General features: G+C 70.1%; 10 protein-coding genes. 4 read left to right on the top strand and 6 right to left on the bottom strand.

Annotated elements, in window-relative coordinates:
* The first annotated feature begins 64 nt into the window (after positions 1–64).
* Positions 65–274: a helix-turn-helix domain-containing protein gene (locus CFN78_RS15155; RefSeq protein ID WP_094863438.1), complete on the top strand. Its 210-nt coding sequence runs from the start codon at positions 65–67 to the stop codon at positions 272–274.
* Here CFN78_RS15155 and CFN78_RS15150 read toward each other — a convergent pair.
* Entirely contained in the window at positions 261–1,547 is a 1,287-nt protein-coding gene (locus CFN78_RS15150) for a glycosyltransferase 87 family protein (protein ID WP_420807889.1), read from the bottom strand. The genes CFN78_RS15155 and CFN78_RS15150 overlap by 14 nt on opposite strands.
* Positions 1,548–1,695: 148 nt before the next feature.
* The gene (locus CFN78_RS15145; RefSeq protein ID WP_420807885.1) at positions 1,696–2,424 is read right to left on the bottom strand and encodes an SIS domain-containing protein; all 729 of its coding nucleotides are present in this window, start codon (positions 2,422–2,424) and stop codon (positions 1,696–1,698) included.
* 176 nt (positions 2,425–2,600) lie between these two features.
* Between CFN78_RS15145 and CFN78_RS15140 the strand changes: the two genes are divergently transcribed.
* The 3 genes from CFN78_RS15140 to CFN78_RS15130 all read left to right on the top strand — a co-directional run bounded on the left by CFN78_RS15140 (position 2,601) and on the right by CFN78_RS15130 (position 6,071).
* Positions 2,601–3,311 carry an alpha/beta hydrolase gene (locus CFN78_RS15140; RefSeq protein WP_094863435.1) on the top strand — a complete coding sequence of 237 codons (711 nt, stop codon included), beginning with the start codon at positions 2,601–2,603 and terminating at the stop codon, positions 3,309–3,311.
* A gap of 114 nt (positions 3,312–3,425) precedes the next feature.
* Entirely contained in the window at positions 3,426–4,754 is a 1,329-nt protein-coding gene (locus CFN78_RS15135; RefSeq protein ID WP_420807884.1) for a class I SAM-dependent methyltransferase, read from the top strand.
* Between the two features lie 105 nt (positions 4,755–4,859).
* Positions 4,860–6,071, top strand: a complete 1,212-nt coding sequence (locus CFN78_RS15130; RefSeq protein ID WP_094863434.1) for an LCP family protein — start codon at positions 4,860–4,862, stop codon at positions 6,069–6,071.
* Positions 6,072–6,195: 124 nt separating this feature from the next.
* On the opposite strand, the gene CFN78_RS15125 is transcribed toward CFN78_RS15130, so the two are convergent.
* The 4 genes from CFN78_RS15125 to CFN78_RS15110 all read right to left on the bottom strand — a co-directional run bounded on the left by CFN78_RS15125 (position 6,196) and on the right by CFN78_RS15110 (position 13,148).
* A complete protein-coding gene (locus CFN78_RS15125) occupies positions 6,196–6,657 on the bottom strand; it encodes a peroxiredoxin (protein WP_094863433.1) in 462 nt (153 codons plus the stop codon).
* A gap of 94 nt (positions 6,658–6,751) precedes the next feature.
* Positions 6,752–8,566: a putative bifunctional diguanylate cyclase/phosphodiesterase gene (locus CFN78_RS15120; RefSeq protein WP_094863596.1), complete on the bottom strand. Its 1,815-nt coding sequence runs from the start codon at positions 8,564–8,566 to the stop codon at positions 6,752–6,754.
* 437 nt (positions 8,567–9,003) lie between these two features.
* Positions 9,004–10,083, bottom strand: a complete 1,080-nt coding sequence (locus CFN78_RS15115) for a ribonucleotide-diphosphate reductase subunit beta (RefSeq protein ID WP_094863432.1) — start codon at positions 10,081–10,083, stop codon at positions 9,004–9,006.
* Between the two features lie 80 nt (positions 10,084–10,163).
* On the bottom strand, positions 10,164–13,148 hold the full coding sequence (locus CFN78_RS15110; protein WP_094863431.1) for a ribonucleoside-diphosphate reductase subunit alpha: 2,985 nt from the start codon (positions 13,146–13,148) through the stop codon (positions 10,164–10,166).
* Positions 13,149–13,344 lie beyond the last annotated feature (196 nt).

Below are 13,344 nucleotides of genomic sequence, written 5' to 3'. Positions count from 1 at the left end.
TCGATCATTGCGCTTGAGGGGTCGAGTGTGGCCCAGAACACTCTTGGTCGGAAGGCGGAACGACGTGGCTGACCTGAAGAAAGGCGCGCGCATCACCGGGAACACGCGCGACAAGCTTGCCGCTGACCTGAAGAAGAAATACGAGAAGGGTGCCAGCATCCGTTCACTCGCCGAGTCGACGGGCCGCTCCTACGGTTTCGTGCACCGCGTGCTGTCCGAATCCGGCGTGGAACTGCGCGGGCGCGGTGGTGCGACGCGGGTCAAGAAGAAGTAGCGCGAGCGGGGCTCTCCCCGCCCCGGCGGAAGCACAGCATCGCGCCGATAAGCACGACCGGGTACACGAGATACCCGAACCGGGTGGCGGGCGTGAGCAGCGCGAACGCGCCCAGACCGATCGCGGTCCGTAGCAGGGTGTCCGAGCCGGTGACGGGCGGACGGCGGAACAACCAGAACGCGATCGCCACGGCGGCGCAGGCCAGCAGGGCGAACGCGATCGCCGTTCCCGCCGTGCCGGTGCTCGCGATCAGGTGACCGGGAAGGGGACTGGCGGCAGGCGAACTGACGGCTCCGAGCCCGGCCGGGAACCGGATCACATGTTCGGTGAACGCCGCCGGATCGACGAGCCAGACCGGGACGTTGAGCAGGATCGAGGTGCCCAGCAGGGTCAGCAGGTGGGCACCGAGTCCCTTCCTGCCCAGTCTCGCCGCCACCAGGAACGCCAGCACGGGCGCGGCGAGCAGCGCGAGCAGCTTGGCGTTGCCGACCAAGCCGATCACCACGGCCGCGGCGACCGGACGGTCCCGCGCGGCCAGCGCCACGGCGAGCACCATCGGGCCGAGAATGGCCAGGTCCGGCCCCGCCACCGCGAACGTGAGCGTGGTGAGCGGAAACGCCAGTGCGAGCTGCACCCCGCGCACCGGCAGCCGGGGCGAGCCGAGCAGGCGCAGCGTGGCGAACACGCACAGCGCCGCGCCGAGCGCGAAGAACAGGCGCGCGTCGGTCAGTGCGTCACCGACCGGAGTCCCGCCGAACAGCGCCCGGGGAAGGCCGAAGACCGTCATCACCGGGCCGTACGGGGTGTAGTCGTTGACCTCGGGGGGCCTGCCGAGCGAGAACACGTCGACGTACGGCGTGCCCTGGCTCAGCAGCAGGGCCGCCGAACGCTCGATCACCCAGACCTCGGGCTGCGCGGCCCACGAGCCCGGGGTGATCAACCAGTCGACGCCGGTCAGCCTGCGGATCACCAGCACCACCAGCGGCACGACCATGCACAGACCGGCCACCACGGCGAGCGGGATCCACCGCGCGCCCGGCCTCGGCGGGCGGGTACGGGACTGCGCGAGCAGCCAGCCGGTGTGTACCGCCGCCAGGCCGTATCCCACGAGGGCGAAGGCGCCCCACACACGGAACCCGTAGAACTCCGAGGCGAACGCCTGCGACAGCGCGTACAGCGCGCAGACGCCGTAGAAGGTGAGGTCGACGAGCAACGCCCGGGCCGGCCGGACCGTCCGCTCCGTCGCGGGCCCGCTGCCGCCGCGCGCCGTGATCCCCACGGCGCGCAGATTACCGTGCCGTGCGGCACGGATGTCGCGGGATGCCGCGCGTGGGTGAGCGGACGAGCCGCGCCGGCACTTCCGCCGCCCGGACCGGGACCCTGCCGGTGACCGTCCGATGTGGACCTACGCCGGCCGCCGGTCAGCGCAGGGGCGGGACCCGTGGCCGGTAGCGCTCCAGCAGCGCGGCGTTCGCCTCATCGCCGCCGACAGTGTTGGAACTGCGCCACAGCGGCACTTCCAGCCCCTCGGCCGCGGCGAGTTCCAGCACGCTCGCCAGTACGAGGTTCCACAGGTGCGCGTTGACGATCGTGGAGAGCGCGGCCGTCCTGGGCGCCTGTTCCGGGTAGCTGGCGTCGCCGGGGCGGATGCCGGTGTCCAGTACGACATCCGCCTGCTCGGCGAGAATCCCGCCGCCGCGCCGGGGCGCCGCGGCCGAACTGGCGGGCGAGGTCACCGCCACCACGGCCAGCCCGGCCTCCCGTGCGTGGGACGCGAGTTCCAGCGGATACGGATTGACGCCGGAGGTGGAGAACACCACCAGCACGTCGCCCGGTCCAGGGCCGATCCCGGACAGCACCTCGGCGGCCAGCCCCTGCCGCCGCTCGGCGAGAGTGCTGGCCCCGGCGCCGTGCATCGGCAACAGGTCCGGGTGGTAGACCGGGTAGACCGGAGCCAGGCCGCCTGCCCGGTAGAAGGTCTCGGCGACGGCGGCGAGCGAGTGGCCCGCGCCGGCCGTGAGGACCAGCGCGTCCGCCCGCAGGCAGCCGAGCACCAGTGCGGCGGCCTCGGTGATGGTGGCGGCGTTCGCCCGCTCCGCGGCGGTGATCGCGGCCGTCGTCAGCCTGCCGAGTTCAGTGGTGCTCACCACATGTTCCCTTCCCTGGTGGGATCTGTTCCGAATACTTTCGCGAGACGAGCCTCCGGCGCTGCGCCGCCGCACGCTGCCTGCTTGGGTCGGCCCCATGGAAGAAGACCGGCGGGCAGGCGTGGTCCCGGAGAACATCGTCGCGCAAGCGGTGGCCGACAGGTGAAGGTGGTCCGTAGATGAGTGAGGACGTTCCGTCCCTGTCGGTCCGGCGCGCCGCCGGCCCGGCGAAGGCGGTCGTGCTGGTGTTGCACGGCGGCGCCGAGTGGGGACAGTCGGCCGTCCACCCGTGGCGGCTGGCGTACCTGCGGATGGTCCCGCTGGCGCGGGACATCCACCAGGCGGGACACGAGCATGGTGTCGCGGTGTGGCTGCTGCGCAACCGCGTCCGCGGCTGGAACGCTCCTGATCTCGACCCGGTGCGCGACGCCCGGTGGGCACTCGACCGGATCCGCGCCGAGCACCCCGGCCTGCCGGTGGTGCTCGTCGGCCACTCGATGGGCGGACGCACCGCGCTGCGGGTCGCCGACGACCCGGCTGTGGTGGGAGTGTGCGCACTCGCGCCGTGGACGCCGGGGCCCGAACCGGTGACGGGTGTGCGCGGCAAGGACGTGCTGATCGTTCACGGCACCAGGGACCGAATGACCGATCCCGCCGATTCGTACTCGTTCGCGACCAGGGCCGCGGCCGGCAGCGCGCGGCTGGCCCGGTTCGAGATCGAGGCGGAAGGACACGCGATGCTCCGGCGTTCCGCCGTGTGGACACGGTTGGCGAGCACGTTCACCTTGGAGACGCTCGGGTTGCCGACGTCCGACCGGAGCGTCACAGCCGCGTGGACCAAGCCGGACGACCAGCGGCTGCGAATACCCGTCCAGCAGACCGAGAAGTGAATCAGCGTCCCGTGACCGGAGAAGATCCGGACGGGACGCCGGAAGCCAGGGACGCCCACCGGGGTCCCGTTCCACCATTCGCCGGCCACGACAGCACCGGCGGGAGGGAGTGCCTTGACCAGCTCACGCGTCGACCGGAACCCGTCGCCGTCCGACCAGCCGGACGCCGGCCGTCCCGCGGCGGTGCGGCCCGCGGCGGACGTCCGCACGCACTCCGCACCGACGGTCCAGGCGGACCCGGCGCGCTGGGACGGGCTCGAGCACGCCCCGCGGTCCGCCTTCCGGGCCCGGATCGCCGAGGTGTTGTTCCGCCGGGCCGTGCGCCCGCTGGACGTGCGGATCACCCTGCCCGACGGCAGCACGCTGGGGGCGGGCGGTCCGGACGCGCCGGAGATGCGGTTGCACCGGCCCGCGGCGTTCTTCCACCGTCTCGGCGTCGACGCCAAGATCGGCTTCGGCGAGGCGTACATGGTGGGGGACTGGACCTCCGACGCGCTCGCGGAGGTGCTGACACCCTTCGCCGAGCGGATGGCCACACTTGTTCCGCCCGCACTGCAGCGGTTCCGGCGGTTCGTCGACCGCAGGCAGCCGTCCACGGAGAAGAACACGGTCGACGGTGCCCGGTCCAACATCCACCGGCACTACGACCTGTCGAACGACCTGTTCGGCACCTTCCTGGACGAGACGATGATGTACTCCTCGGCCCTGTTCGCCGAGGGTGACGACCTGACCACCGCCCAGTACCGCAAGATCGACGGCGTACTCGACTATGCGGGCGTCGGCCCCGGCAGCGAGGTGCTGGAGATCGGCACCGGCTGGGGCGAACTCGCCATCCGCGCCGCCCGGCGCGGGGCGAAGGTCACCTCACTGACCATCTCCGAGGAACAGCAGGTCCTAGCCCAGCAGCGCATCGCCGCCGCCGGCCTGTCCGGCAGCGTGGACGTGCGGCTGTGCGACTACCGGCATTCGACGGGTGAGTACGACGCCGTGGTCAGCGTCGAGATGATCGAGGCCGTCGGCGCCGCCTACTGGCCGACGTTCTACGACACCATCGGCAAGCGACTGCGTCCCGGCGGCCGGTTCGGCCTGCAGGCGATCACCATGCCGCACGACCGGATGCTGGCCGCCTCGGACTCGTACACCTGGATCCACAAGTACATCTTCCCCGGCGGGCTCATTCCGTCCACGGACTCGGTGAAGGCCGGTATCTCGGGAAGCACGAACCTCCGGCTCGACGCGGTGCGCGAGTTCGGCCAGGACTACGCGCGCACGCTGTGCGAGTGGCGGGAGCGGTTCAACAGCCGCTGGAGCGAGGTCGCCGATCTGGGATTCGACGAGATGTTCCGCCGGATGTGGGAGTTCTACCTGGCCTACTCCGAGGCGGGTTTCCGGTCCGGGTACCTGAACGTGCACCAGTTCGGATTCACCAAGCCCGCACACTGACCGGGCTACCGGCACAACCTTCGGGGGTGTCGGGCGTCCCTGGGTACGGCGGGTGCGGTTTAGTGGTCACCGCACGCGCCGACCTAGCGGATTGGGAGATGGGCGATGACGTACGGCGGAGACTACGGCGGCCAGCAGCCGCCACCAGGGCCTCGCCGGCCACGCGGGCCCCGCGACCACCAGAGCGCGCAGATGATGCCCCTGCCCGGCCGGGGGCCGCAGCAGGGACGCCCACCCGGTCAGCGGCCGCCGCAGCGGCCGATGCGTTCCGGCCCGCCGCACCAGCCACCGCCGCATCAGCCCCCGCACCAGCCGCCGCCGCGGCGGGAGCCGCCGGGGCGGCCACCGCCCGGGCATCCCGGCGGACGGCGCCGCAGGTTCGGGCCGGGCAAGATCGCCGGCTCGCTGCTGCTGGTGATCCTGGTGTTGATCGGCGGGATGTGGATCTACCTCGAGACCTCGATCAACCGCATCGACGCACTGCCCGACTACGAGGGCAGGCCGGCCTCCGCCGAGGGCACCAACTGGTTGATCGTCGGCTCGGACTCCCGCGCGGGGCTCGATCCGGAGGACGAGGCGCGCCTGGCCACCGGTGACACCGGCGGACAGCGCACGGACACGATCATGATCGCGCACCTGCCGGACAACGACACCCCGCCGACCCTGCTCAGCCTGCCGCGCGACTCCAACGTGAAGATCCCCGGCCACGGCACCAACAAGATCAACGCCGCGTTCTCCTTCGGCGGCGCCCCGCTGCTGACGCAGACCGTCGAGCAGGCCACCGGGCTGCGGATGGACCACTACGCGGAGATCGGATTCGGTGGCTTCGCCAGCATCGTCGACGCCATCGGCGGCGTCGAGATGGACATCCCGAACGAGATGGTGGACACCAAGACCGGCATCACCATCCCGGCGGGGCTGCAGGAACTCGACGGCGCGCAGGCGCTGGGGTTCGTCCGGATGCGATACAGCGAGGCGACTCCCCGCTCCGACCTCGACCGGGTGGCCAACCAGCGCAAGTTCATCGGCGCACTGGTGAGCGAGATGTCCAGCCCCGGCACCCTGCTCAACCCGTTCGACCTGTTCCCGCTGCTGTCCTCCGCGCCCGAAGCGCTCACCATGGACACCGACGACCACCTGCACAACCTGGTCGGCTTCGCCTGGGCGATGCGCGGGATCTCCTCCGGCGGCGTGGTCACCACCACCGTGCCCACCACCTCCGCCTCGGCGGAGAACTGGGACAAGGAGAAGTCCGGTCAGCTCTTCGACGCACTGACCAACGACACCGCCATCCCGGACGACGTCATCGTGAGCTGACCGGTGGCCGCGCGATCCCGGGACCGTCGGGGTGTACCGGGATCGCGCGGCGTCCGGTGGGGCGCCGGTCCGCGGGCGGCAGTGCGCGCGGGGGCGACAGCCCCGGCACCGCGCGGGCCGCCGGTTACGCGGCCTTCTTGCGGGCCTTGAGCACGTCGAGCGCCTCGTCGGCGTGCTTGCTGAACTTGAGCTCGCTCTTGATGACCTCGAGCACCGTGCGATCGGTGTCGATCACGAAGGTGTGCCGCTTGGTCAGCAGCGGGCCGAACTTACGGCGCACGCCGAACTGCTTCGCCACGGTGCCGTCCGGGTCGGACAGCAGCGGGAAGTCGAAATCGTTGGCGCTGGAGAACTGCTGCTGCTTGCTGACCGAGTCCGGGCTGATGCCGACCCGCTGCGCACCGACCTCGGCGAACTCGGCCGCGAGGTCACGGAAGTGGCAGCTCTCGGCGGTGCAGCCGCCGGTCATCGCGGCCGGGTAGAAGAACAGCACGACCGGGCCGTTCTCCAGCAGTGTCGAGAGGGTCCGCTCGGTTCCCGACTCATCGGTGAGGGTGAAGTCCGGAGCCTGCTCTGCCTGCTTCATGTGGTTCCTTTCGCGGGACATGGTTTCTCACCCGGGGTTCGGAACCGAGAGCGATCCGGCCTGGTCGGCAGGAGGCATTGTCGCCTGCCGAGCCTCAGCTCGCGTGACGGGCGATGAGCGCGTCGATGTCGGCACTGGTGGCCGTCTCGGCGATGAACGGGCCCCGGGCGGCCATGATCCCATGCTCGCGCAGACGGGCTGCCTGGTCCTGGTCGCGCACGCCTTCCGCGCCGATGCGCAGGCGGAGCTGCTTGGCGCGTTCGACCAGCAGGTCGAGATGCCAGGCGGCGGCGGACGCCGGGTCGTCACCGCCGATGGCGTCGACGACCGGCCCGCTGAGGATGACGTGCCCGACCGGCAGCTCCCGGTGCGGGATCAGCTCCAGGTCCGCCGTCCCGTGCACGGTGAGCACGAGTTGCACGCCCAGTTCGGCCAGCACGGCGAGCGAGTCGATCAGCTCGCCGTTCGCGTCGAACAGCGAGCGGCCGTCCACGCAGAGCCGCAGGGCGCGGGGCGGCAGCTCGTTGCGTTCCAGCTCCTCGCGGACGAGCAGCACCAGGTCCGGGTCGGTGGCGAGCCGGGCAGGCAGGCGCACGCACAGTTCCGGTCCGGCCTCGCCGAAGTCGGCACGCCAGCGGGCCGTGGCGGCCAGTGCCTCGGTGAGCAGCCACCGGCCGAGCGGGATGGTCATGCCGGTCGTCTCGGCCAGCGGGTAGAACTCGTCCGAGTCCAGTTCGCCGAGGTGCGGGTGGTTCCAGCGGAGCCCGGCGTTGACCACGGCGAGCTGCTTCTGGTCGGCCAGCTTCACCGTCGGCTGGTAGATCAGCGAGAACTCGCCGTTCTCCAGTGCCCCCGCGATGACGGCGCCGAGCTGGTAACGGCTGCGGTCACGGGCGTCGAGCGCGGGGTCGAACAGCATCCACTGCGCCTTGCCCGCCTCCTTGGCTCGGTGCAGCGCGAGTTCGGCGGCGCGCAACAGGTCGGCAGGCGTGCCCTCGGCGGCGTCGCGTACCACGATGCCGACGCTGGCGCTGACGCCGATACCGAACTCGTCGAGGTAGACCGGTTCGGCCAGGTCCGCCAGCGCCTGCTCGACGAGATCGACCACCTCGGCCGGGGTCAGCTCGCCGACCATGACGATCGCGAAGCCGTCGCCGGACAACCGGGCGACGAACGCGTCGTGCGTGGTGAACAACGCCTGCAGTTTGCCCGCGATCTCGCGCAGGACCTGGTCGCCGACGCCGGCGCCCAGCCCGTCGTTGATCACCTTGAAGCCGTCGATGTCCAGGTACACCAAGGCGATCTGGGTGTCGGCCCCGGAACTCATCGAGGTCTCCAGCTTCGCGGAGAACTGCGAGGCGTTGGGCAGGCCGGTGAGCGGATCGTGCAGGTTCTGGTGCCGCAGCGTCTCCTGCAGCAGGTGCAGCTCGTTCGCGTCCTCGACGATCAGCATCGGATAGCCCGGGCCGGGACCGTCTCCCGGAAGTCGTGCCAGCGTGACGTGCACCCACATCGGGCCGTCGTCGGCGTGCTCGAGGAGCAGCCGCGAGTGGTACAGCGAGACCTCGTTGCCGTGCAGGTCCGCCAGCCCGGTGCGCAACTGCGTCATATTGCGCTCGCCGGCGCCGAGACTCGGAATCTCCGTGCCGCGCAGGGCTTCCGGCGGGCAGCCGAGGAGTTGTCCCAGCGCGGCGTTGGCCTCGGCGACGCGGCCGGAGGGGTCGGCGAGCGCGATGCCGACGGGGGAGTTGGCGTAGAGCGCGGTGAAACGTTCCCGTGCGGCCGCCCCGGCGTGGTCGGCGGAGGCGTGCGCCTCCCTGGCCACCTCCAGCAACACGGACTCCAGTTCGTCCGCGGGAAGGGATACGCCGTTCGTGTCGCCCAGCCTGGCGGCCCACCGCCGGGCGATGTCGATCAGTCCTGGCGCCGTACCAGGTTCGGGCACTCTCCACCTCTTCGCGAGTTTGCATTAGGCCAGCTCAGCGCCGACGTGGAACGGTGAATGACGACGCCCCCGACGAGCGGTCCTGGAACCTCGTCACGTCACCATGTGGCCGGTTCGGTGTCTACCGACTGAATGGGTGATCGACCGCGATCAATTGACTACTCGAAGTAATAGGCGACGGGCGCGATCCTCCACCGGTGGGGGCGCGGTCGTCACGCGGGGACGAGCCCTCCACTGCCGGTATGACCGGGGACGAGCGGAACGCCGTGACGAGGGCGGTGCGGCCGGGACGCTCCGGACGTCCGCACGGACACGGACGGGACCGTCGATCCTGTGTCCCGCCCGCGTCCGCCGAACGGTGTCCCCGAACAGCGTGCCCGGAGTCCGCACCCTCAGGTGGCTCAGTCCCAGTCGAGGGCGCCACCGGACTGGTACTCGATGACCCGGGTCTCGAAGAAGTTCTTCTCCTTCTTCAGATCCATCGCCTCGGACATCCACGGGAACGGGTTCTCGTTCTCGCCGAAGATCGGTGCCAGGCCGATCTGCTGCGCCCTGCGGTCGGTGATGAACCGCATGTACTGCTCACAGAGCTGCGCGGACAGCCCGAGCATGCCGCGCGGCATCGTGTCGCGGGCGTAGGCGATCTCCAGTTCGCAGGCCTCGGTCAGCATGCCGCGGACCTCCGCCTGGAACTGCTCGGTCCACAGGTGCGGATTCTCGATCTTGATCTGGTTGATGCAGTCGATGCCGAAGTTCAGGTGGATCGACTCGTCACGCAGGATGTACTGGTACTGCTCGGCGATGCCCACCATCTTGTTGCGGCGGCCGAGCGAGAGGATCTGCGCGAAACCGGTGTAGAACCACATGCCCTCGAAGATGACGTAGAACGCCACCAGCGCCCGGAGGAAGTTCTGGTCCGCTTCCGGCGTGCCGGTCTCGAACTCCGGGTTCTCCAGGGCCTGGGTGTATTTCAGCGCCCAGGCGTCCTTCGCCGAGATCGACGGCACCTCGCGGTACATGTTGAACAGCTCGCCCTCGACCAGGCCGAGGCTCTCGCAGATGTACTGGAAGGTGTGCGTGTGCACGGCCTCCTCGAAGGCCTGGCGCAGTAGGTACTGGCGGCACTCCGGGTTGGTGATCTGCCGGTACACCGCGAGCACGATGTTGTTGGCCACCAGCGATTCCGCGGTGGCGAAGAAGCCGAGGTTGCGCTTGAGCATCCGGCGCTCGTCCTCGGTCAGGCCGTCCGCGGACTTCCACAGCGCGATGTCGGCCTGCATGGCGACCTCGGTCGGCATCCAGTGGTTGTTGCAGCCGGCCAGGTACTTCTCCCACGCCCAGCGGTACTTCAGCGGCAGGAGCTGGTTCACGTCGGCGCGGGCGTTGATCATCCGCTTGTCGTCGACGCTGATGCGTTCCGCGCCGACCTCGATCTCACCGAGTCCGGTGGTGTCGGCGAGCGGGCTTTCGGTGTTCGTCATGGTGGTCGCGCTCCAGGTCGGTGGTCGTGTGTGGCGCCGGATCCGTCCCGGTCCGGCGCCACACACGAACGGAGTCGGTGCTACTGGCAGGCTTCGCAGTCCGGGTCGTCGATGCGGCAGGCGGCCCCGTCGGTCGCCGTGAAGTCGACGTCCTCCGCCTTCGGCCCGGGACGCTCCGCGACCGGGGGCGTGGCCGGCGGCACGGCGTCCGGGGCGGTGGCGGCCGGGACCGCGGCGGTGGGCGAGGGGCTCGGCGAGCCCGATGCCGTCGGCGCGGGGGCGGCCGCCGGAGGGGCGGCCGCCGCGGCCGGGGTCGCCGAGACGGCGTTCAGCTTGCCGTCGGTGCCCCGCAGGGTGCTCTTCTCCACGTGCGTGGCCGACCGGGCACGCAGGTAGTACGTGGTCTTGAGGCCCTTGTGCCAGGCGTAGCGGTACAGCTCGTCGAGCTTGCGGCCGCTCGGCGAGTCGATGTAGAGGTTGAGCGACTGCGCCTGGTCGATCCACTTCTGCCGACGCGAGGCCGCGTCCACCAGCCACTTGCTCTCCACCTCGAACGCGGTGGCATAGAGCGCCTTCAGGTCCGCGGGGACGCGGTCGATCTGGCCGAGGCTGCCGTCGAAGTACTTCAGGTCGGAGACCATCACCTCGTCCCAGAGGCCGTGCTCCTTGAGGCTGGTGACCAGGTGCGGGTTGATGACGGTGAAGTCGCCCGACATGTTCGACTTGACGAACAGGTTCTGGAACAGCGGCTCGATCGACTGCCCCACACCGCAGATGTTGGAGATCGTCGCGGTCGGCGCGATGGCCATGACGTTGGAGTTGCGCATGCCCTGTGTGCGCACGGTCTCCCGCAGTGTGTCCCAGTCGAGCGTGGAGGAGGTGTCGACGTCGAGCGCGTCGCCGGACCGGGCGTCGATCAGCAGCTGCATCGAGTCGATCGGCAGGATTCCCTTGCTCCACAGGGAACCCTCGAAGGACTCGTACCGGCCACGCTCGGCGGCGAGCGCCGAGGAGGCGGTGATCGCGTAGTAGGAGATGTGCTCCATGCTGGTGTCGGCGAAGGTGACCGCCGCGTCGGAGGACAGCGGCAGCCCCAGCTCGAACAGCGCGTCCTGGAAGCCCATCAGGCCGAGCCCGACCGGACGGTGCCGCAGGTTGGATCGGCTGGCCTCCGGGATCGTGTAGAAGTTGATGTCGATCACGTTGTCGAGCATCCGCACGGCGGTGCCGACGGTCCGCTCCAGGCGCTCGGTGTCGAGCCCGTCCGGCGTGACGTGCTTGAGCAGGTTCACCGAGCCGAGGTTGCACACGGCGACCTCCTCGGCGTCGGTGTTCAGCGTGATCTCGGTGCACAGGTTCGAGGAGTGCACGACACCGACGTGCTGCTGCGGCGAGCGCAGGTTGCACGGGTCCTTGAAGGTGATCCACGGGTGGCCGGTCTCGAACAGCATCGTCAGCATCCGGCGCCACAGGTCCACCGCCCGGACCCGGCGGGACACCTTGATCTCGCCTCGCTCGGCGGCGGCCTCGTACTCGCGGTAGCGCTCGGCGAAGGCGTTGCCGTAGAGGTCGTGCAGATCGGGGACCTCGTTGGGGGAGAACAGGGTCCACGAGGCGTCCGACTCGACGCGGCGGAGGAACTCGTCGGGCACCCAGTTCGCCGTGTTCATGTCGTGGGTGCGGCGGCGGTCGTCACCGGTGTTCTTGCGGAGGTCGAGGAACTCCTCGATGTCCACGTGCCAGGTCTCCAGGTACGCGCACGCCGCGCCCTTACGCTTGCCGCCCTGGTTCACCGCGACGGCCGTGTCGTTGGCGATCTTGAGGAACGGCACAACGCCCTGCGACTGGCCGTTGGTGCCCTTGATGTGCGCGCCGAGACCGCGGACCGGGGTCCAGTCGTTGCCGAGGCCGCCCGAGTACTTCGCCAGCAGCGCGTTGTTCTTGTACGCCTGGAAGATCGAGTCCAGGTCGTCGTCGACCGTGGTCAGGAAGCAGGAGGAGAGCTGGGGGCGGGTGGTGCCGGAGTTGAACAGAGTCGGGGTGGAGGCCATGAAATGGAACGAGGACAGCAGCTCGTAGAACTCGATGGCACGGGACTCCCGGTCGTCCTCGCGGATCGCCAGGCCCATCGCGACGCGCATGAAGAAGGCCTGCGGCAGTTCGAACCGGACGCCGTCGTGGTGCTGGAAGTACCGGTCGTAGAGCGTCTGCAGGCCGAGGAAGCCGAAGTCGAGGTCGCGCTCGGGCATGATCGCGGCGGTGATCCGGCCGAGGTCGAAGGTCGCCAGTTCGGGGTCGACGAGCTCCAGTTCGATGGCCCGGGTGAGGTAGTCCCGGAAGTAACCGCCGTAGCGGTGCGCCATCTCGTTCTGGCTGGCCAGCGTCGGGCTGCCGGCCAGGTAGGTCAGGGCCTCGCCGCGCAGCTTGTCCAGCAGCAGCCGGGCGCTGACGTAGGAGTAGTTCGGTTCCTGCTCGACGAGCGTGCGAGCGGCCATGATCTGCGCGAGGGCCAGTTCGTCGGCCGTGATCCCGTCGTAGAGGTTGCGACGCGCCTCGGTCAGTACCGGCTCGGCGGCCACGTCGTCGAGGCCGGCGACCGCCTCACCGACGACGTGGGCGACCCGGCCCCAGTCGAGCGGGCGCAGCACACCGTCGGCGGCGCGGACGTTGATCGAGGCCTCCGCCTTCGTCGGCGCGGCGACCTGCCGGGCCTTGGCGCGCTCGTCGCGGTAGAGCACGTACGCCCTGGCGACCTTGTGGTGCTCCCCGCGCATCAGGACGAGTTCGACGAGGTCCTGGATCTGCTCGATGTGCAGGGCGGTGTCCGGGCCCGCGTGGCGCAGCAGGGAGGACTCGACCTGGCCGGTGAGATCGGCGACCAGGTGGTGGATGCGTGACGAGGCCGCGGCGTCGCCACCCTCGACCGCCAGGAACGCCTTCGTCATCGCCACGGAGATCTTGCTCGCGTCGAACGGCGACACGGCGCCGTCGCGGCGGATGACACGCACCGTCGTGGCGGCGGTATCCGCGGTCGACGGCGGGCGCTGGGCGGCTTCGGTGCTCATGCGTGGACTCCCAAGGATGCGTTCGGCCGCTCGCCCCGGCACGGTGGACCGGGGCGAGACGGTGGTTCGGTGCTCAGCCCGTGACGGCGGGCGGACGGTGTGTACGGGGCTCGCGGAGATGCCGGCCAGGCGCCCGTCCGGGACGTTCGCACTGGCGTGAGGGCACGGCATTCTCCTCGGACGGCCTGGCTGTCGA

It is taken from the genome of Amycolatopsis antarctica (genome assembly GCF_002262875.1).
Taxonomy (GTDB): domain Bacteria; phylum Actinomycetota; class Actinomycetes; order Mycobacteriales; family Pseudonocardiaceae; genus Amycolatopsis; species Amycolatopsis antarctica.
The sequence above is the reverse complement of the archived record's forward strand: the minus strand, read 5'-3'. Positions and strand labels throughout refer to the sequence as shown.

Coding starts and splice junctions, on each gene's coding strand:
- CFN78_RS15140 (WP_094863435.1), top strand. CDS start 2,601: ATGAGTGAGGACGTTCCGTCCCTGTCGGTCCGGCGCGCCGCCGGCCCG.
- CFN78_RS15130 (WP_094863434.1), top strand. CDS start 4,860: ATGACGTACGGCGGAGACTACGGCGGCCAGCAGCCGCCACCAGGGCCT.
- CFN78_RS15125 (WP_094863433.1), bottom strand. CDS start 6,657: ATGAAGCAGGCAGAGCAGGCTCCGGACTTCACCCTCACCGATGAGTCG.
- CFN78_RS15115 (WP_094863432.1), bottom strand. CDS start 10,083: ATGACGAACACCGAAAGCCCGCTCGCCGACACCACCGGACTCGGTGAG.
- CFN78_RS15110 (WP_094863431.1), bottom strand. CDS start 13,148: ATGAGCACCGAAGCCGCCCAGCGCCCGCCGTCGACCGCGGATACCGCC.